The organism is Nonomuraea sp. NPDC048881, assembly GCF_040649795.1.
GTDB lineage: Bacteria > Actinomycetota > Actinomycetes > Streptosporangiales > Streptosporangiaceae > Nonomuraea.
The window spans coordinates 30741-48829 of record NZ_JBEZGC010000001.1 but is presented as its reverse complement, the minus strand read 5'-3'; the positions used below and the strand labels follow the sequence as shown (position 1 = coordinate 48829).

Here is an 18089-nt window from a genome sequence, read left to right as displayed (position 1 = left end):
TCAAGCCCGGCTGCGCCGCTTGACCATCACGACCGCGCCGCCGACGAGGACCAGGGCCACCAGCGCGCCGGCCGGACCGAGCGGGAACGAGGACTCGTCGTCGACGTCACGGCCGAAGGTGCCGCCGCCGCCCGCCTTGGGCGCCTTGGTGGGCACGCCGGTCGGGTCGGCCTCGGCCCTGGCCACCTTGAGCGTGGCCTTGCCGACGTCGTTGGTGCCGTCGCACTTGACGTCGACGGTGTACGAGCCGCGCTTGACCGTGCCGGAGACCGTCGCCTCGCCGCGGACCCAGGGCGAGCCGTTCGCCGGGCTGCTGGTCGCGGTCGGCGTGGCCGACCCGGCCGGCACGGGGTTGAGCGGGACGCCGTTGAGGAACGCCCGCGAGGTCGCGGTGCCGGTGTGGGCCGGTCCGCCGGACGGCAGCGGGCAGTTGGCCAGGATCCACACCTTGGACGTCTCCCCCGCGGTGACCCGGTCGGGGTTGACCTGGACCGCGATGCTCGGCCTCTTGGTGGGCGGGGCGGTCGCGGTGGTCGTGGCCGTGGCGGTGGTCGTCGTGGTAGCGGTGGTGGACGTCGTGGCTGTGGCCGTCGGTGTGCCTGTCGGTGTGGTCTCGGCCGAGGCCGCACACCCGGTCAGCCCGACCACCATGATGGCACCCGCGTACGCGACTCGCCTGACCCTGAGCACCGCCGCACCCCACTTTGCCGTCTTGCACCCAGCATCCACCAAAAATGTGGATGTCGCCCCTCCTGATACCCAGAAATTCTGGGCAAATCCCTGACCAACGATCATGATTTATGTCATCGGTCAGGTACGTCAAGGGTGACAGCTTTGCCGGAAATTGACGGAGGTTTTAGCCTTAGGCCGGATCAGACGGCGTGTCGGCCCACCGGTCGCCCACCCCGCGCAGGGTCACCAGGCGGGCGTCGTCGCCGGTCTCCCGGTCGATGTGAATCTCCAGCCGGTCTTCGGCCAGCCCCTCGACCAGGCCCTCGCCCCACTCGACCACGGTGACCGACTCCTCCAGCGAGGCGTCGAGGTCGAGGTCGTCGACCTCCAGGTCGCCGCCGAGCCGGTAGGCGTCGGCGTGCACCAGGGGCGGGCCCTGCCGCAGCGACGGGTGCACCCTGGCGATCACGAAGGTGGGCGAGGTGATCGGCCCGCGTACCTTGAGACCTTCGGCGATGCCCTGGACGAGCGTGGTCTTGCCCGCGCCGAGCGGCCCGGACAGCACGATCAGGTCGCCGGGCCGCAGGTGGGCCGCCAGGCGGGCGCCGTAGGCCCGCATGTCCTCCGCTGTCGCCAGTCGCACTACAACTCCACTCGCTTGATCAGGTCGCGCAGCGCGTCGTTGACGATCCCCGGGCGCTCCAGCTGGATCAGGTGGGAGGTGTCGGGGATCTCGGTGACCTGCGCCTTGGGCAGCGCCGCCGCGATGGCCCTGCTGTGGTCGGGCGGGGTCAGCCAGTCGCGCTCGCCGTAGACGATGGCGGTCGGGACCGGGTCGAGGACGTGCAGCGCGGACAACTTGTCGTGGTTCATCAGGGCCGGGTAGAAGGCGGCGAACACCTCGGTGGGGGTCTGCCTGATCATCGACTCGGCGAAGTCGACCACGGTCGGGCTCACGTTCGCGGAGTCGCCGAAGCCCATGTAGCGGGTGATCAGGAACGCGATGTCGCTGCCCGCGTGCCTGGTCCTGTCGACCAGCGCGCCCTTCCTGCCCAGCAGCGACACCGTGGACGGCGCGACCTTGTGCACGGCCTTGGACACCATCGCCGGCAGCCCCAGCGTCAGCTCGGCCAGCTTGCCCGCCGAGGTCGCGACGAGCGCGACCGCCCGGATCTTCGTGCCGAACAGCTCAGGGTGGCTGTCGGCGAGCGCCATGATCGTCATGCCGCCCATCGAGTGGCCGACCACCACGCACGGGCCGGGCACGAACTCCTCGATCACCTCGGCGAGGTCCTGGCCCAGCCGGTCGATGGTGCTGTCGTCGGCCGTCACGCGCTGCGAGCGGCCGTGGGAGCGGATGTCCCACAGCACCAGGCGGTAGTTCTCGCGCAGGTCCTTGCGCTGGTAGTGCCACGATTCGAGGTTGAGGCAGTAGCCGTGGCACATCACGATCGTCAGCGGCGCGTCCTCGGGGCCGTCGATCTCGACGTGGAGCGCCACCCCGTCGGAGGTGACGAGCGTGCGCTCCCTGCCGCGCAGCTCGCCGAACGGCTCGCTGGCCTCCTCGTCGTGCCGCAGCCTGATCCGGCCGACCGCGTAGCGCTTGGCCAGAGCCGCCGCCGCGACACCGGCCGACGCCGCTCCGACGATCGCGCCGGCGATTCCGACCCTGCGCCGCCGTGTTGTCGTCGTCATGTCCCCGATCCTTCTCCGCTCATGGCCGCTCCGGAGTGCCCGCCGTCACATGCTGGTGGACCCGTGGCACCCGGGAACCGATCCTGGTCACGATCTCATGCGTGATCGTGCCGAGGGTATCCGCCCATTCCTGGGCGGTCGGCTCGCCCCCGTCGCCGGGACCGAACAGCACCACCTCGTCGCCCGGCGACAAGGGGTCGTCGCCGACGTCGATCACGAACTGGTCCATGCACACCCGGCCCGCCACTTTCCGGCGGCGCCCGCCCGCCAGCACCTCGGCTCTTCCCGACGCGTGCCGGAGTATGCCGTCGGCGTAGCCGAGCGGCACGAGGCCGAGGGTGGTCTCGTGGTCGGTGACGTAGAGGTGACCGTAGGAGACGCCCGACTCCTGCGGGACCCGCTTGACGAGCGCGATCCTGGCCGTCAGGGTCATGGCCGGACGCAGCCCGAAGTCGCCCAGCTCGGGGACGGGGCTCAGGCCGTACATGGCGATGCCCGGCCTGACCAGGTCGAAGCGGGCGGCCGGCAGGGTCATGACGGCGGCCGAGTTGGCCAGGTGCCTGATCACCGACGACCCGGCGGCGCCCGCCTGCTCGGCCTGCTTCAGCGCGCTCTCGAACGCCTCCAGCTGCTGCTCGACCGAGGGATGGCCGGGCAGGTCGGCGCAGGCGAAGTGGGACCACAGGCCGACGATCTCGACGACGCCCTCCGCCCGCAGCGCGAGCGCCCTGCTCAGCAGGCCCGGCCAGGCGGCCAGCGGCGCGCCGCCCCTGCTCATGCCGGTGTCGGCCTCCAGGTGCAGCTTGGCCGGACGGCCCACGCGGCGGGCGGCGGCCGCGATCTCGTCGAGCAGGCCCTCGTGGGCGGCCGACAGCTCGACGTCCTGTGCCACCGCCCGGTCGAGGGGCTCGCCGGGGGTGATCAGCCAGGCCAGGACGGGCGCGGTGACGCCGCCCTCGCGCAGCGCCAGCGCCTCGGCGACGAAGGCCGTGCCCAGCCTGGACGCGCCGCCCTCAAGGACGGCCCTGGCCGAGGGCACCAGCCCGTGGCCGTAGGCGTCGGCCTTGACGGCCCCCATCAGCTCGGCGCCGCCCGCCCGCTCCTTGAGCAGGGCCACGTTGTGCCGGATCGCGGACAGGTCGACCCGCGCCTCGGCGGGGGTGGCCATCGAGGAGTACATCTCTCCAGTGTGGCAGCTCAGACGGGTGGTCGAGCGCGGTTCGCGCCGCTCAGCGACGGGTTCGCCGTGGACGGAGTGGACGGCCTCAGCGACGGGGTTCGCCGTGGACGGACCGGATGGCCTCCGGGACGGCCGCCGCCACCCCGGCCGCGGTGAGCGGGGCGCCGCGGGCGGCCAGCCGGCCGGCCAGCCCGTGCACGTACGCGCCGACCGAGCCCGCGTCGTAACAGCACAACCCCTGGGCCAGCAGCGCGCCCGCCACGCCCGACAGCACGTCGCCGGTGCCTCCGGTGGCCAGCCACGACGTGCCGGTCCCGTTGACGCGGACCGGCCTGGCCTCCTCGGCCACCACCGTGGTCGAGCCCTTGAGCAGCACGGTCACGCCCAGCTCGGCCGCGGCCCGGCGGGCGTGCTCCAGCCGGGCGGCCTCGATGTCGTCGCGGCTCACGCCGATCAGCCGCGACAGCTCGCCCGCGTGCGGCGTGATCAGCACGGGCGCCCGCCTGCGCAGCAACGACCGGTCGCGGGCCACCAGGGTGAGCCCGTCGGCGTCGATCAGCACCGGGACGTCCGAGGCCAGCACGCGGGCGGCCAGCTCGTGCGCCCAGTCGCCGGTGCCGAGCCCCGGCCCGAGCAGCCACGCCTGGACGCGGCCCACGTCCTCGACGGACGGCCGGTCGAGCGGCGTGATCACCGCTTCCGGCCAATGGGCGCGCACCTGCTGGACCGGCTCGTGGGTGCCCGCGTAGCGGACCAGGCCCGCGCCCGCCCGCAGCGCGCCGCCCACGGCCAGCACGGCCGCACCGGTGTACAGGTCGCTGCCCGCGGCCACCCCGAGCACGCCCCTGCGGTATTTGTCGGACTCGTTGCCGGGCCTGGGCAGCAGGTCCTCCACGTCCGCGCGGGTCAGCGCCGCGACGTCGGGGTCGGGCAGGAAGGGGCCGAGCCCGATGTCGACCAGCTCGACCCGGCCCGTGTGCGCGGCGCCCGGATCGACCAGCAGCCCCGTCTTGCAGGCCCCCATCGTCACCGTCACCCGCGCCCGCACCGCCGCGCCCGCGACCCGCCCGGTGCTCGCCTCGACGCCGCTCGGCACGTCGACCGCGACGATCGTGCCGTGGGCCGCGTTCGCCTCCTCGGCCAGCCGGGCGTACGGCTCGCGCAGCGCGCCCGCGGCCCCGATGCCCACCAGCCCGTCCACGATCAGGTCGGCGTCCTGGACCTCCTGGACCGCTGACGGGCCGGCCACGCGGCCTCCGGCGTCGAGGAAGGCGCGCAGGCCGCCCTCGTGCGTCTTGGCGCCTGCCAGGACCGCCTCGACCCGGGCTCCCCGGCGGGCCAGGCGCTCGCCGGCGTAGAGGGCGTCGCCGCCGTTGTCGCCGCTGCCGACCAGCAGCACGACGCGGGCGCCGTACACCCGGCCCAGCAGGTCGGCGCAGGCGGCGGCGAGACCGTGGGCGGCCCGCTGCATGAGGGCGCCCTCGGGCAGGCGCGCCATCAGCGTGCGCTCGGCGTCCCGGATCTGGTCGGCGGTGTAGGCGGTCTTCATGGCCTCACTCCGTTCGGCTGCTCGGTCGCCATATGCCGCCGCCTTCCCCCGCTCCGGTCGCTGCTCCACGCGAGGGCACTCCCTGGCGCGCATGATCCGAAACTATCCCTCCGCGATCACATAGGCCACGGCGACGCCCCCGTCATGGCTGAGCGACAGGTGCCAGCGCTTGACCCCGAGGCCGTAGGCCACCTCGGCGACCTTGCCCGACACGTGCAGCTCGGGCTTGCCCAGCTCGTCGCAGCGCACCTCGGCCTCCAGGTGCCCGAGCCCCCTGGGCGCGCCGAGCGCCTTGGCCACGGCCTCCTTGGCGGCGAACCTGGCGGCCAGCGAGTGCGCCGGCAGCGGCCGTTCGAGGTCGGTGAACAGCCGCTCGCGCAGCTGCGGTGTACGTTCGAGAGCCGCCTCGAAGCGGGCGATGTCGACGATGTCCACTCCGATACCCAGGATCATCGTCCCAGGCTACTCAGAACAGGCCGCGCTCCCACGGCCCCCAGATGGCGAACGACCGCCCCTGGACGGCCTGGACGTTGACGTAGAGCGTCTGGCCGCCCGGCCCGAACGTCGAGCCGGCGAACTCGGCGCCCGGATCGCCCGGGATCGGCTGCAGGCGGCAGAAGTCGAAGATCTCGCCCGTCCTGGTGAGGCCGCGCAGGAAGTTGTCGCCGTCGCCGTCCTCGCAGAGCACCAGCGTGCCGCGCCGGCTGACGGTCACGTTGTCGGGCAGGTCGAGCGCCGACGAGCGCGGCGACTCGTAGACCAGCCGCAGCCGCCCGCTCCACGTCTCGTACGCCCACACCTGGCCCCGCCCGTCGCCGAAGCCGGGAGGCGGCCGGTCGCCCGGCGCGGTGGCTCCGCCCTGGGTGGAGACGAAGTACACCACGCCCTGGTGGAAGACCGCGCCCTCCAGCCTGGCGAAGATCGCCGCGCCGCCCGCGCGCCCCTGCCGGCCGACCGCCTGGACGGCCTCCTCGTACGGCGGCCTGCCGGTGAAGCGGGGGTCGGGCTCGTCGATGTCCACCCAGCGCGTGGCGTAGGAGGCCCCCGCCCGCTGCCCGCGCGACAGGTCGGCGCGCTCGACGCCGGCGACGGCGAGCATCTGCAACCGGCCGCCGTCGAGCAGCCGGCCCTCCCGCATCGGGTGCTTGGGCGGCAGGTAGCGGTAGAAGCCGGAGGGGAAGGAGAAGTTGTCCTCGGTGAGGTAGACGGCCCCGGCGGCGGGGTCGAAGGCGGCCGACTCGTGCGGGAAGCGGCCGGCCGACCTGATCGGGCGCGCGCTCGCGACCCCGCCGACCGGCACCTCGAACAGGTAGCCGTGCCTGCGCCTGAGCTTGGTGTTGTCGTTCCCGGACGGGTCGTCGCCCACGTCGGGGCCGTTGACCGTCTCCTCGCAGCTCACCCAGGCCCGCCAGGGCATCGGGCCGCCGGAGCAGTTGGTCATGGTGCCGTTGAGCGAGGGGCCGCTGCTGAGCACCTCGCCGTGGCGGGTGACGTGCAGGGTCGAGGTGCCGCCGCCGGCCGCCGGGTCGTAGGCGGTCTCCTTGTCGCCGAACGCGCCGACCGGGCCGGTGACCTCGTGGTTGCGTACGAGGATCGTGCTGCCCTTGGGGCCGCTGAAGGCCGCCATGCCGTCGTGCCGGCCGGGGACGGTGGAGCCGTCGGTGAACTTCTCGCCCGCGGCGCTGAACGAGCGGTACCGGAAACCGTCGGGAAGGTGCAGGCGCACCTTGCCGTCACGCAGGTCGGCGACCGGTCGCAGCGGCCCGTAGCCGACGGCGGGCCGGACGCCGCCCCTGGCCCCGGCGCAGGCGACCCCGGTGAAGGGCCCGGCCACGGCCAGCACGTTGGCGAGGAAGCGACGGCGATCCACAAGACCTCCCGGGAGGCTACGTCCGGAACAGTAGCCGCCCGCCGGTTCCGGCACGCCCGGATCGTCAGGACCGGTCTTTCTTCCCGGAATCATGCTTTGGTAATCCCACGTTTTTATCCACAGGCTGTGGATGTCCGCCGCGCGCCACCCGCCCATGATCGCATTTGTCCCCCATCGCTACGCTGCCTAGGTGAACAACGGCTACGTGGAACTGAGCAGGGAGCAGTGGAGCGAGCTCCGCAAGAACACGCCCTTGACTCTCACCGCAGACGAGCTGGAAGACCTGCGCGGCGTCGATGACCCCATCGACCTCACCGAGGTCACCGACATCTATCTCCCCCTGACCCGGCTGCTCAACCTGCACTTCACCGGGTCCAAGCAGCGCAGCAGCGTGCTGAGCGCCTTCCTCGGCGACGCGGGGACGCGCGTGCCGTACATCCTGGGCATCGCCGGGAGCGTCGCGGTCGGCAAGTCGACCACGGCGCGGCTGCTGCACACCCTGCTGGCCCGCTGGCCCGAGCACCCGCACGTGGAGCTGATCACCACCGACAGCTTCCTCTACCCCAACGCGGTGCTGGAGGCCAAGGGCATCATGCAGCGCAAGGGCTTCCCGGAGAGCTACGACCGGCGCGCGCTGGTCAGGTTCGTGGCGGAGGTCAAGGCGGGCGCTCCCGAGGTGTACGCGCCGGTCTACAGCCATCTGGAGTACGACATCGTCCCCGGCGCCCGCCAGGTCGTGAAAAATCCAGACATCTTGATCATCGAGGGGCTGAACGTCCTCCAGCCCGCCCCGCCCACGTCCCTGGCCGTCAACGACTACTTCGACTTCTCCATCTACGTGGACGCCAAGGTCGAGGACATCCGCACCTGGTACGTCGAACGGTTCCACAAGCTGCGCCGCACGGCCTTCGAGGACCCGAAGTCCTACTTCAAGTACATCGCCGAGCTCACCTACGAGCAGGCCACGGACTTCGCGGTCAACGTCTGGCGCGACATCAACGAGCGCAACCTGGTCGAGAACATCGCCCCCACCAGGGGACGCGCCGACCTCGTCCTGCAGAAGGGCGCCGACCACGCGGTCAGGCGGGTACGGCTTCGCCGGACCTGAACACCTCGTCGAAGACATAGGCGGCGAACCGGCCCGCGCACTCCTGGTCGTCGATGTCGGCGAACCAGCAGTCCTCACCGTGATCGTGGCATCTGAAGCGAGTCATGTGAGGCAGCCTCGCGTACGGCGGTCAACGCGACGTCAATGTCCGATGGACAACAATGGCGGAGTGCTGCATCTCCGACTGATCATCCCTGCCGACCGCACCGACGAGGCCGTCGCGCTGTTGCAGGAGTGCACGGGCGTCACCAACGTCATCGTGCTGCCCGGGGCGGCCCGCGAGCCGGCGGGCGACGTCGTCCTCTGCGACGCCGCCCGCGAGGCGGCCAACGAGGTGATCAGCCGGCTCAAGTGGGTGGAGGACGTCGGCTCGATCGCCATCGAGCAGGTGGACCTGTCGCTGTCCAGGGCCGCCACGGCGGCGGTCGAGGAGGCGCCCGGCGATCCCGACGACGCGGTGGTGTGGGAGGAACTGGCCCACAAGGTCTCCAGCGACTCCCGCATCACCTGGGCCTACCTGGCGTTCCTGGCCATCGCGACGCAGCTCGCGGGCATCGGCGTGCTGCAGAACTCGCCCATCCTGATCGTCGGCGCGATGGTGCTCGGCCCGGAGTTCGGCGCGATCGCCGCGATCTGCTTCGGCCTGCTGGGCCGGCGCGGACGCCTGATCACCACCGCTCTGCGGACGCTGGTCATCGGCTTCACCGTGGCCATCGCCATCACCTTCGCCTGCGCGCTGGTCTCCAACTGGCTGGGCTGGATCGACATCGGCAACCTGAAGGTGAACGCGGAGGTGCAGTTCATCGTCAAGCCGGACAAGTGGTCATTCATCGTGGCGCTGCTGGCGGGGGCGGCGGGGGTCCTGTCGGTGACGGCGGGCAAGTCCTCGGCGCTGATCGGCGTGTTCATCTCGGTCACCACGGTCCCGGCGGCCGGCTACCTCGCCGTCGCGCTGGGGCTCGGCGACTGGGCGGAGGTCGCGGGGTCGGTCTCGCAGCTCGCGGTGAACATCCTCGGCATGGTCATCTCGGGCACCGCCACGCTCGTGGTCCAGCGGAAATTCTGGCCTCAAGTAGGACAACGTTCATCCGTGTGAACGAGGCCAGGCCCACCCCGCGCCCGGTAGGGTCCGCCACATGCACATCCTCGCCACCGAGGGGCTGACCAAACGTTTCCCCACCGTCACCGCGGTCGACGGGCTCACGGTGACCGTGGGATCCGGCGTCACCGGGCTGGTGGGGGCGAACGGCGCGGGCAAGTCGACACTGATCAAGATGCTGCTCGGCCTGCTGCCGCCCAGCCAGGGCGCCGCGCGGGTGCTCGACCTCGACGTGACCGCGCAGGGCGCCGAGATCCGCCGGCTCGTCGGCTACATGCCCGAGCACGAATGCCTCCCTCCCGACGTCTCCGCGACCGAGCTGGTCGTCCACCTCGCCAGGATCTCCGGGCTGCCGCGCACGGCCGCCCGCGAGCGCGCCGCCGACGTGCTGCGCCACGTGGGCCTGGCCGAAGAGCGCTACCGCCCGATCGGCGGCTACTCCACCGGCATGAAACAGCGGGTCAAGCTGGCCCAGGCTCTCGTGCACGACCCCAAGCTCGTCTTCCTGGACGAGCCCACCAACGGGCTCGACCCGCGCGGCCGCGACGAGATGCTGACGCTGATCAGGCGCATCGGCACCGAGTTCGGCATCAGCGTGCTGGTCACCTCCCACCTGCTGGGCGAGCTGGAACGCATCTGCGACCACGTGATCGTCATCGACGGCGGCCGGCTGCTGCGCTCGTCGGCGATCTCGGAGTTCACCCAGGCCACCCAGACCGTCACGGTCGAGGTCGAGGACGGCCTGGAGCCCCTGGCCCGGCGCCTGACCGAGACCGGCCAGACCGTCTCCCAGCAGGGCCGCCTGCTGGTGGTCAAGGTGCTCGGGCCCGAGACCTACGACGCCGTCCGCGACGCCGCCGTCGACCTCGACCTGTGCCTGATCCGCCTCGAACAGGGACGCCACCGCATCGAGGACGTCTTCAGGGAGGAGGCGGCCAATGTCTGAGATCTACGACATCGGCTACCGGCACTACGACGGCCCCCGCATGGGCGGCGCGTACGCCACCCGCGCGCTCACCGTCCACAGCCTGCGCGGCATCTTCGGCCTCGGCCGTCCGGCGCGCAGCAAGATCGTGCCGTTCGCGCTGGTCGTCATCATGCTGCTGCCCATGGTGGTGTCGATCGCGTCCATGGCGCTGGCCAAGCAGCGTCTCGTCCCCTACAGCGGATTCGCCGTCCTCCTGCAGGCCGTGGTGGCCATCTTCCTGGCCTCCCAGGCCCCCACGGTCGTCGCCCCCGACCTGCGCCACCGTGTGCTGCCCCTGTACCTGTCGCGGCCGATCTCGGTCTTCCAGTACGTGACCGCCAAGGTGATCGCGATGACCGCCGCACTGTTCCTGCTGGTCGGCGGGCCCCTGACGCTGCTGTGGATCGGCGAGCTGGTCGTGGACATGCCGGGGCCGCCCGCCACCGGCGAGTACTTCGGCGCGCTGCTCATGGCGCTGGTGCTGGCGCTGCTGCTGTCCGCGTTCGGCCTGGCCCTCGCCTCGTTCACGCCGCGGCGCGGGCTGGGGGTGGCCTCGGTGATCACGGTCTACCTGCTGTCCTCGGCGTCGGTGCCGCTGCTCTACGGCACGATGCTCAACACCGGGAACGAGTCGGGGGCCGCCTGGGCCTGGTTGATGAACCCGTTCTGGCTGGTCGACTCGGTGCAGTCGTGGCTGTTCGGCACCCCGTCCCACGCCGACGGCCCGTACCCGAACGGTCCCGCCTCGGCGGCGATCCTGGTGGTGCTGATCGGCGTCGGCCTGGCCGCTCTCGCGCTGCGCTACAGGAAGGCGGCCTCGCGATGAAGATCGAGCTCTCCCAGGTGTCCCGCTGGTACGGCAACGTGGTGGCGGTCAACGACGTGACCATGACGATCGGCCCCGGCGTCACCGGCCTGCTCGGGCCCAACGGCGCGGGCAAGTCGACGTTGCTGCACATGATGGCCGGGTTCCTGGCGCCGTCCGGCGGCTCTGTCACGCTGGACGGCACCCAGGTCTGGAAGAACCACCACATCTACCGAAATATCGGCCTGGTCCCGGAACGTGAGGGCGTGTACGGCTTCCTCACCGGCTGGCAGTTCGTCCTGTCCGCCGCCCGCCTGCACGGCCTCCCCGACCCCGTCGAGGCCGCTCGCAAGGCCCTGGCCACGGTCGAGATGGAGGAGCCGAAGGACCGCCGGGTGGAGACGTACTCCAAGGGCATGCGCCAGCGGGTCAAGGTGGCCGCCGCCCTCGTCCACGACCCGGCCGTGCTGCTGCTCGACGAGCCGTTCAACGGCATGGACCCGCGCCAGCGCCTCCACCTGATGGACCTCATCCGCGCCATGGGCACCGCGGGCAAGACGATCCTGTTCAGCTCGCACATCCTGGAGGAGGTCGAGCGGGTCGCCCAGCACATCGAGGTCCTGGTGTCCGGCCGGCACGCCGCCTCGGGCAACTTCCGCGAGATCAGACGCCTGATGACCGACCGGCCCCACCTGTTCGTCATCCGGTCCAGCGACGACAGGAAGCTCGCCGCGGCCCTGATCCGCGACGAGTCGGCCGGCGGCATCACGCTCCGCCCGGACGGCCTGGAGGTCCAGGCGACCGAGTTGCGGCGCTTCGCCCGGCTGCTCCCCCGCGTCGCCCGCGACGAGGGTGTGCGCCTGCACCAGGTCTCCCCCGCCGACGAGGACCTGGAGAGCGTCTTCGCCTACCTGATCAACAGGAGCACCTGAATGAACACCGTGGTCGCGGGCATCACGTACCGCTCACTGCTCGGGCGTCGCCGCATCATCCTGCTCCTGCTGCTCCCGCTGGCCCTGATCGCCCTGGCCGTGCTGCTGCGCGTGGCGACCGGCGCCGACCAGAAGCTGGCCGTGGACCTGATGCAGAAGTTCGCCGTCCAGGCGATGCTGCCGCTGCTGGGGGTCATCGCGGGCACCGGCGTCATCGCACCGGAGATCGACGACGGCACCGTCATCCACCTGATGTCCAAGCCCATCTCCAGGCCCGTGATCGCCCTGACCAAGTTCGGGGTGGCGGCCTCGCTCATGGCCGTGTTCGGGGCCCTGCCGACGTACGTGGCGGCCTGGATCCTGGTGGGCGGCGAGGACGGCATCGCGGCCGGCTTCGCCCTCGGCGCCCTGATCGCCGGCATCGCCTACGCCGCGCTCTTCCTGCTCCTCGGGGTCGTGACCAAGCACGCGGTCACGATCGGCGTCATCTACGCTCTCGTCTGGGAGGTCACCGTGGTGAACGTCATCGAGGGGGCGGGCAAGTTCTCCATCCAGGCGTGGGCCATGGCCATCGCCGACCAGATCTCCGACTCGCCCTTCCTGGGGGCGAAGGTCGCGATGGGCTTCGCCGTGCCGGCGCTGGTCGTCGTGACCGTGGGCGCGGTCTTCTGGGCCGGCCGCAGGCTGCGGGCGTTCGCCCTCACCGGCGACGAGTAGCGGCCCGGCGGGTACGGCGCGAGGCCGTACCCGCCCAGGCGCGTCAGGAGGCGCAGGCCGTACGGACCACGTCGGCCAGGCGGCCCGCCACCTGGTTGGCGTGCTCCTCGGAGGCGGCCTCCACCATCACCCGGATCATCGGCTCGGTGCCGCTCGGCCGGATCAGCACCCGGCCGGTCTCCCCCAGCTCCGCCTCGGCCTCGGCCACGGCGGCGATGAGCTCGGGCACCGACGCCTTGCCCTTGTCGACGTCCTTGACGTTGATCAGGATCTGCGGCAGCGGGGTCATCACCGAGGCCAGCTCCTTCAGCGGGACGCCCGACTTGGCCACCACGCCCAGCAGGTGGAGCGAGGTGAGCAGGCCGTCGCCCGTGGTGGCGTGGTCGAGCATGATGACGTGGCCGGACTGCTCGCCGCCCAGGTTGAACCCGTCGGACTTCATGCGTTCGAGGACGTAACGGTCGCCGACCGCGGTCTCGATCACGGTGATGCCGCTCTCGCGCATCGCCAGCTTGAAGCCCAGGTTGGACATGACGGTCGCGACCACGGTGTCCTTGGACAGCAGGCCGTCGCCGTGCATGGCGGCGGCGAGCACCGCCATGATCTGGTCGCCGTCGACGACCGTGCCGGTGTGGTCGACCGCCAGGCAGCGGTCGGCGTCGCCGTCGTAGGCCACGCCCAGATCGGCGCCCCTGGACACGACTATCTGCTGGAGCTTGTCCAGGTGAGTGGAGCCGTGCCCGGCGTTGATGTTGAGCCCGTCGGGTCTGGCGCCGATGGCCTCGACCCGGGCGCCCGCCCGCACCAGCGCCTCGGGCGCGACCATGTGGGCGGCGCCGTGCGCGCAGTCGACCACGACGTGCAGGCCGTCGAGCGCGGCGGTCATCGTGGTCAGGACGTGCGAGATGTAGCGGTCGGCCTCGCCGTACGCGTCGCGCACGCGGCCGACCCCCGAACCGACGGGGAAGGACCAGCTCTCACCGAGCCGGCGCTCGATCTCGTCCTCGACCGCGTCGGACAGCTTGAAGCCGCCCCTGGCCAGGAACTTGATGCCGTTGTCCGGCGCCGCGTTGTGCGAGGCGGACAGCATGACGCCGAGGTCGGCGCCGAGCGCGGCGGTGAGATGGGCGACGGCCGGGGTGGGCAGCACGCCGAGGCGCAGCACATCCACTCCGGACGCCGCGAGGCCGGCGACCACTGCGGCCTCCAGGAACTCCCCGGAGGCTCGCGGGTCCCGGCCCACGACGGCCACGGGACGACGTCCCGTGGCCGCGAACGCGCCCGCATCACCGAGTACATGGGCGGCCGCCACGGACAGGTCCATGGCGAGCTCGGCCGTGAGGTCGCGACCAGCGACCCCACGTACCCCGTCGGTGCCGAAAAGGCGCGCCAATTTAGCGCTTGCTGTACTGCGGAGCCTTGCGGGCCTTCTTGAGGCCGTACTTCTTCCGCTCCGTGGCGCGGGCGTCACGGGTGAGGAAGCCGGCCTTCTTCAGCGGCGGGCGGTTGACGTCGACGTCCAGGATCGCCAGGGCGCGGGACAGGCCCATGCGCAGCGCGCCGGCCTGACCGGTGACGCCGCCGCCGTCGATGCGCGCGATGACGTCGAACGCCTCTTCGGCGCCGAGGACCACGAAGGGCTCGTTGACGATCTGCTGGTGGACCTTGTTCGGGAAGTAGACGTCCAGCGAACGACCGTTGATCGTCCACTTGCCGGTGCCGGGGACGATGCGCACGCGGGCGATCGCCTCCTTGCGGCGACCGGTGCCGTACGAGTTACCCGTGGTGACGGGCTTGCGCACGGGCGCGTCAGCGCTGGCAGCGGACTCGGTGGTGTACTCGGACGGGAAGTCCTCGCCGGAGAATTCCTCCAGCTCGGTCTCGACGACCGTCTCGACACCGGTGGGCTCAGCCACGGTTCTCCTCTAACTCTTTCGAACTACTACTGGGCGATCTGGGTGATCTGGAACTGCACCGGCTGCTGGGCCTGGTGCGGGTGGTCGGAACCCGCGTAGACCTTCAGCTTCTTGGCCATCTTCCGGCCGAGGGAGTTCTTCGGCAGCATGCCCTTGACGGCCTTCTCGACGGCCTTCTCCGGCCGCTTGTCCATGAGCTCGCCATAGGTGACGGAACGCAGACCGCCCGGGTAGCCCGAGTGACGGTACGCCTTCTTCTGCTCACGCTTGTTACCGCTCAGCGCAATCTTGTCGGCGTTGATGACGATGACGAAGTCACCGGTGTCGACGTGGTTGGCGAAGATCGGCTTGTGCTTGCCGCGGAGCAGGTTCGCGACGTGGCTGGCCAGCCGGCCCAGCACGACATCGGTCGCGTCGATGACGTACCACTGACGCTGGACGTCGGCGGGCTTCGGTGAGTACGTGCGCACGGTCGTAGCCTTCTTTTGCTCGCGTCTTCGGCGCTGTCGGATGCGACAGCTACATGGGTCGGTCGGTGCGGGCACACGGCAGCCCGGACCTTCCGTCTCCCGAGCCCGATGGGCTTGACGATGGGAGATGACGCCGGACGCGCCGCGCATCGGTCACGCTGGACCTATGCACACAACGAACGATTAGGTTACCCGCCTATCGGCGCGCAGGTCAAAAAACCGGTAACCCTGCACGAGTCTACCTGACAGCAGAACGGTTCCATTTCGTTTCCCTGGGATCCCTTCTTTCCCTGTACCCGACATCTCTATCGTTAGCTGCGGTATGTGGCGGAACTCTCACACCCGGCAAACCCAGCGGGGCGCGCGGCGCCGGAACAGCCTGGGCGTGCTGGCCTGCCTGATGGCCGCGCTGTTCACCGGCGTGCTGCTCGGCCGGCTGTCCGACGACGTCGAGCCCACCGCCCACATCTACCTCAACGAGACCGCCCCGCCGGCCGCGGCCACCGCGCGTCCCGCGCCCACCGCAGGGCAGAAGGCCCGGCCCGAGCTGGACCGCATCCCGCGACAGGCCAGCACGGTCAGGACGCCGCGCGGCAGGTCCACCCCGAGGCCCACGAAGACCCCCGAAGGGCAGATCGCCGGCTTCGACGCCGCGGACGACCCCACCCAGGTGTTCACCGGCGGCGGCGACCAGGCCAAGGTGATCCCCGGCATGGCCGCCCGGGTCGTCACGCTCACCAACGCCGCCCGCGCCGAGCACGGCTGCGGGCCGCTGCGGGTGGACGGCAGGCTGGGACGCTCGGCGCGCGAGCACTCGCTGGAGATGGCGCGCAGCGGGCAGCTCGCCCACAACTCCCCCGACGGCGCCTCGCCCTGGGACCGCATGGACCGCGCCGGCTACCACTGGGGCGCCGCCGAGAACATCGGCAACGGCTACAGCACGCCCGAGCAGGCCGTACGCGGCTGGCTGGACAGCCGCGACCATCGCAGGAACATCCTGGACTGCACCCTCAAGGCCATCGGCGTCGGCGTCGCCGCCGGACCGGACGGCCCATGGTGGACCCAGGACTTCGGAACTCAATGACGAACATCACGGTAATGTCTCCGCATGGTTTCCAACGGCAATGAGGAACGTGGCATGGACAGCGGTCCCCGCCGTTTGCGCAGGGAGCGCGCCGCCGAGAGCGAGACCACTCAGCAGTCTCCGTTCCCGCAGCCGCCGTCCTCGCAGTCTCCGTCCTCGCAGTCTCCGTTCCCCGGGCCTTCGCAGCCGCCGCAGTCCGCCCGCACCGGCCAGTTCCTGCCGCCCGAGCAGCCCGGCCAGCCGGGGCCGTTCGGGCAGTCCGGGTCGTTCGGTCAGTCCGGGTCGTTCGGTCAGTCGGGGTCGTTCGGTCAGCCGCCGTATTCGTCGCAGTCCGAGCAGTCGGCGCAGTCGGGACAGCCGGGCCAGTCGGGCCAGCCGGGCCAGTCAGGGCAGGCGGCGGAGTCCGAGCAGTCGCCGCAGCCGCAGCAGAGCCGGGTCGGCTGGAGCCCCTACGACGAGGGCCGGCGCTCGCGCGCCCCGCTGTACTTCGCGATCGGCGGCGTCCTGCTGCTGGGCCTGCTCGGCGGCGGCCTGGCGCTGATGTGGAACGCGGACGGCCCCAGCACCGCCGAGGCCGGCGCTCCCACCAGGACCTCCGCGCCGCTCCCCTCTGCCCCGCCCGGCAAGTACGGCTTCGCCGCCGAGCGCAAGACCGACCCCGACCCGATCACGGTCAAGGAGATCTTCGGCTCGACCAAGAAGATCAACGTCTCGGGCCGCTCGTACGAGATGACGGTCACCAGCAAGGACAAGAAGTGCACCGACGGCGCCCTGGGCGACAAGCTCCAGAAGGCGCTCAAGTCAGGCAAGTGCACCCAGCTCCTCCGGGCCAGCTTCCGCGACAAGTCCGGCAAGGTGATCGGCACGATCGGCGTGGCCAACCTCAAGACGAGCGGCACCGCCAGCAAGGTGGCCAAGGTCGGCGACGCGAGCAACTACGTCAAGCCGCTGGCCGGCAAGGACAGCGTCACCAAGATGCTCGGCTCGGGCAGCGGCGGCGCCAAGATCTCGACCCACGGCCACTACGCGATCATGGTGTGGTTCCAGAACAAGGACGGCAGCAAGCCGGACAAGAAGGAATCGAAGCGCATCCTCGAAGCCATCAAGGACCTCAGCGACGCGACCGTCTTCAAGGCTCTGGACAACCGTTCGATGACGGGGAGCGCGCTCAGCTGAACCGGCATCCCGCCCGATAACCCCCCAAAGAGGGCAGCGGATCCCGTGGGGAACCCCCATACCGACATAACGATCTCGCTACTCTCGCTAGGCTCGCCCTATGCGTGGCCAGGAACCCGGGTCTGAGCACGATCGCAGGGAAGCCGACCGTACGACCGCATCACCGATGCCGCCGCCGAGTTTCGGCCGCATCGGCAGCGGCGTCCCGTCGGCGTTCTCTCCGTCAGGTGAGCCGACCGGCGACGAGACGCGGGTTCCAGGTGGCACTCCACCGGAGCCCGAGGAGACGTCCGCCGGCGTACAGCCGTGGGAGGTGGCCGACGACGACTCGGCCCCCTACGACTGGTTCGCCGACGACGCCCCCGACACCACCGCTCCACCATCCCCGCCCTCCCCCGCCTCCGCTCCCCACCCCTCCATCAGCACCCCCTTCGGCACCCCAGGCCCCTCCTCAGAGCCCGGCGCCCCAGTCGCCTCCTCCGGGACCCATGCCCCGGGCGCGTCCTCCGGGCTTCGCTCGCCAGGCGCCGCCTCCGGGCCCGCGGCCCCAAACGCCGCCTCCGGGCCCGCGGCCCCAAGCGCCGCCTCCGGGCCCAGTGCCCTTCCCGCGACCTCCGGCCACCGCGCGGGGGGCTCCTCCGAAGCTTCTGGCCCCTTCAACGTCCCTGGGCATCACGCCCCCTACGGCGCGCCCGTCCCCACCACCGGCGCCCCCTTCGCGCCTCCCGAGGCCGGCGCCCCCCAGGGCCCGAGAATCGACGAAGACACCGTCGCCGCCATACGGGTCCCCCGCAGAGACACCGGCCCCTGGCCGACCGGCACGCCGAACACCCCCACCGGCGCTCCCCC

General features: G+C 71.3%; 19 protein-coding genes. 8 read left to right on the top strand and 11 right to left on the bottom strand.

What is annotated here, in order from left to right:
* The 7 genes from AB0C33_RS00295 to AB0C33_RS00265 form a co-directional block, all read right to left on the bottom strand.
* Complete coding sequence (locus AB0C33_RS00295) at nucleotides 1-651, bottom strand: hypothetical protein (RefSeq protein WP_358282159.1); 651 nt, start codon at nucleotides 649-651, stop codon at nucleotides 1-3.
* Nucleotides 652-862: 211 nt separating this feature from the next.
* Complete coding sequence (gene tsaE / locus AB0C33_RS00290; protein WP_352362852.1) at nucleotides 863-1315, bottom strand: tRNA (adenosine(37)-N6)-threonylcarbamoyltransferase complex ATPase subunit type 1 TsaE; 453 nt, start codon at nucleotides 1313-1315, stop codon at nucleotides 863-865.
* On the bottom strand, nucleotides 1315-2367 hold the full coding sequence (locus AB0C33_RS00285) for an alpha/beta hydrolase (protein ID WP_358282157.1): 1053 nt from the start codon (nucleotides 2365-2367) through the stop codon (nucleotides 1315-1317). Before AB0C33_RS00285 ends, tsaE begins: the two co-directional genes overlap by 1 nt.
* 19 nt (nucleotides 2368-2386) lie before the next feature.
* Nucleotides 2387-3535: an alanine racemase gene (alr, locus tag AB0C33_RS00280; RefSeq protein WP_358283887.1), complete on the bottom strand. Its 1149-nt coding sequence runs from the start codon at nucleotides 3533-3535 to the stop codon at nucleotides 2387-2389.
* A gap of 97 nt (nucleotides 3536-3632) precedes the next feature.
* Nucleotides 3633-5096, bottom strand: coding sequence for an NAD(P)H-hydrate dehydratase (locus AB0C33_RS00275; protein WP_358282155.1), 1464 nt, complete (start codon nucleotides 5094-5096; stop codon nucleotides 3633-3635).
* A gap of 102 nt (nucleotides 5097-5198) precedes the next feature.
* Nucleotides 5199-5549 (bottom strand): holo-ACP synthase, encoded by a 351-nt coding sequence (locus AB0C33_RS00270; RefSeq protein WP_352318661.1) that lies wholly within the window; start codon nucleotides 5547-5549, stop codon nucleotides 5199-5201.
* Between the two features lie 13 nt (nucleotides 5550-5562).
* On the bottom strand, nucleotides 5563-6966 hold the full coding sequence (locus AB0C33_RS00265; protein ID WP_358282153.1) for an alkaline phosphatase PhoX: 1404 nt from the start codon (nucleotides 6964-6966) through the stop codon (nucleotides 5563-5565).
* Nucleotides 6967-7171: 205 nt separating this feature from the next.
* On the opposite strand from AB0C33_RS00265, the gene coaA reads away from it, so the two are divergent.
* Complete coding sequence (coaA, locus tag AB0C33_RS00260) at nucleotides 7172-8074, top strand: type I pantothenate kinase (protein WP_352362923.1); 903 nt, start codon at nucleotides 7172-7174, stop codon at nucleotides 8072-8074.
* Here the strand turns inward: coaA and AB0C33_RS00255 are convergent.
* Nucleotides 8046-8180 (bottom strand): hypothetical protein, encoded by a 135-nt coding sequence (locus tag AB0C33_RS00255; RefSeq protein WP_352318657.1) that lies wholly within the window; start codon nucleotides 8178-8180, stop codon nucleotides 8046-8048. The two genes, coaA and AB0C33_RS00255, sit on opposite strands and share 29 nt — an antisense overlap.
* Before the next feature lie 63 nt (nucleotides 8181-8243).
* Here AB0C33_RS00255 and AB0C33_RS00250 point away from each other — a divergent pair, with 63 nt between their 5' ends.
* From AB0C33_RS00250 to AB0C33_RS00230, 5 genes are read left to right on the top strand one after another with little or no spacing between them, the layout of a single operon-like run.
* Complete coding sequence (locus tag AB0C33_RS00250; protein WP_358282151.1) at nucleotides 8244-9170, top strand: DUF389 domain-containing protein; 927 nt, start codon at nucleotides 8244-8246, stop codon at nucleotides 9168-9170.
* Nucleotides 9171-9210: 40 nt separating this feature from the next.
* Nucleotides 9211-10119, top strand: coding sequence for an ABC transporter ATP-binding protein (locus AB0C33_RS00245; RefSeq protein WP_352362861.1), 909 nt, complete (start codon nucleotides 9211-9213; stop codon nucleotides 10117-10119).
* Entirely contained in the window at nucleotides 10112-10966 is an 855-nt protein-coding gene (locus tag AB0C33_RS00240) for an ABC transporter permease (RefSeq protein WP_358282150.1), read from the top strand. The genes AB0C33_RS00245 and AB0C33_RS00240 overlap by 8 nt, the downstream gene beginning before the upstream one ends.
* A complete protein-coding gene (locus tag AB0C33_RS00235) occupies nucleotides 10963-11877 on the top strand; it encodes an ABC transporter ATP-binding protein (RefSeq protein ID WP_352362865.1) in 915 nt (304 codons plus the stop codon). The genes AB0C33_RS00240 and AB0C33_RS00235 overlap by 4 nt, the downstream gene beginning before the upstream one ends.
* The gene (locus AB0C33_RS00230; protein WP_358282149.1) at nucleotides 11878-12594 is read left to right on the top strand and encodes an ABC transporter permease subunit; all 717 of its coding nucleotides are present in this window, start codon (nucleotides 11878-11880) and stop codon (nucleotides 12592-12594) included.
* Between the two features lie 43 nt (nucleotides 12595-12637).
* Here AB0C33_RS00230 and glmM read toward each other — a convergent pair whose 3' ends face one another.
* From glmM to rplM, 3 genes are read right to left on the bottom strand one after another with little or no spacing between them, the layout of a single operon-like run.
* The gene (gene glmM / locus AB0C33_RS00225) at nucleotides 12638-13987 is read right to left on the bottom strand and encodes a phosphoglucosamine mutase (RefSeq protein WP_358282147.1); all 1350 of its coding nucleotides are present in this window, start codon (nucleotides 13985-13987) and stop codon (nucleotides 12638-12640) included.
* Nucleotide 13988: 1 nt separating this feature from the next.
* Nucleotides 13989-14510, bottom strand: coding sequence for a 30S ribosomal protein S9 (rpsI, locus tag AB0C33_RS00220; RefSeq protein WP_125644639.1), 522 nt, complete (start codon nucleotides 14508-14510; stop codon nucleotides 13989-13991).
* A gap of 26 nt (nucleotides 14511-14536) precedes the next feature.
* Complete coding sequence (gene rplM / locus AB0C33_RS00215) at nucleotides 14537-14980, bottom strand: 50S ribosomal protein L13 (RefSeq protein ID WP_352328322.1); 444 nt, start codon at nucleotides 14978-14980, stop codon at nucleotides 14537-14539.
* 322 nt (nucleotides 14981-15302) lie between these two features.
* Between rplM and AB0C33_RS00210 the strand changes: the two genes are divergently transcribed.
* Together AB0C33_RS00210 and AB0C33_RS00205 are read left to right on the top strand one after the other, a co-directional pair.
* Nucleotides 15303-16064: a CAP domain-containing protein gene (locus tag AB0C33_RS00210; protein ID WP_358282145.1), complete on the top strand. Its 762-nt coding sequence runs from the start codon at nucleotides 15303-15305 to the stop codon at nucleotides 16062-16064.
* Nucleotides 16065-16118: 54 nt separating this feature from the next.
* Nucleotides 16119-17240: a hypothetical protein gene (locus AB0C33_RS00205; RefSeq protein ID WP_358282143.1), complete on the top strand. Its 1122-nt coding sequence runs from the start codon at nucleotides 16119-16121 to the stop codon at nucleotides 17238-17240.
* The last annotated feature ends 849 nt before the right edge of the window (nucleotides 17241-18089 follow it).

Coding starts and splice junctions, on each gene's coding strand:
- AB0C33_RS00295 (WP_358282159.1), bottom strand. CDS start 651: ATGGTGGTCGGGCTGACCGGGTGTGCGGCCTCGGCCGAGACCACACCG.
- AB0C33_RS00285 (WP_358282157.1), bottom strand. CDS start 2,367: ATGACGACGACAACACGGCGGCGCAGGGTCGGAATCGCCGGCGCGATC.
- alr (WP_358283887.1), bottom strand. CDS start 3,535: ATGGCCACCCCCGCCGAGGCGCGGGTCGACCTGTCCGCGATCCGGCAC.
- AB0C33_RS00275 (WP_358282155.1), bottom strand. CDS start 5,096: ATGAAGACCGCCTACACCGCCGACCAGATCCGGGACGCCGAGCGCACG.
- AB0C33_RS00270 (WP_352318661.1), bottom strand. CDS start 5,549: ATGATCCTGGGTATCGGAGTGGACATCGTCGACATCGCCCGCTTCGAG.
- AB0C33_RS00255 (WP_352318657.1), bottom strand. CDS start 8,180: ATGACTCGCTTCAGATGCCACGATCACGGTGAGGACTGCTGGTTCGCC.
- AB0C33_RS00245 (WP_352362861.1), top strand. CDS start 9,211: ATGCACATCCTCGCCACCGAGGGGCTGACCAAACGTTTCCCCACCGTC.
- AB0C33_RS00240 (WP_358282150.1), top strand. CDS start 10,112: ATGTCTGAGATCTACGACATCGGCTACCGGCACTACGACGGCCCCCGC.
- AB0C33_RS00235 (WP_352362865.1), top strand. CDS start 10,963: ATGAAGATCGAGCTCTCCCAGGTGTCCCGCTGGTACGGCAACGTGGTG.
- AB0C33_RS00230 (WP_358282149.1), top strand. CDS start 11,878: ATGAACACCGTGGTCGCGGGCATCACGTACCGCTCACTGCTCGGGCGT.
- AB0C33_RS00210 (WP_358282145.1), top strand. CDS start 15,303: ATGTGGCGGAACTCTCACACCCGGCAAACCCAGCGGGGCGCGCGGCGC.
- AB0C33_RS00205 (WP_358282143.1), top strand. CDS start 16,119: ATGGACAGCGGTCCCCGCCGTTTGCGCAGGGAGCGCGCCGCCGAGAGC.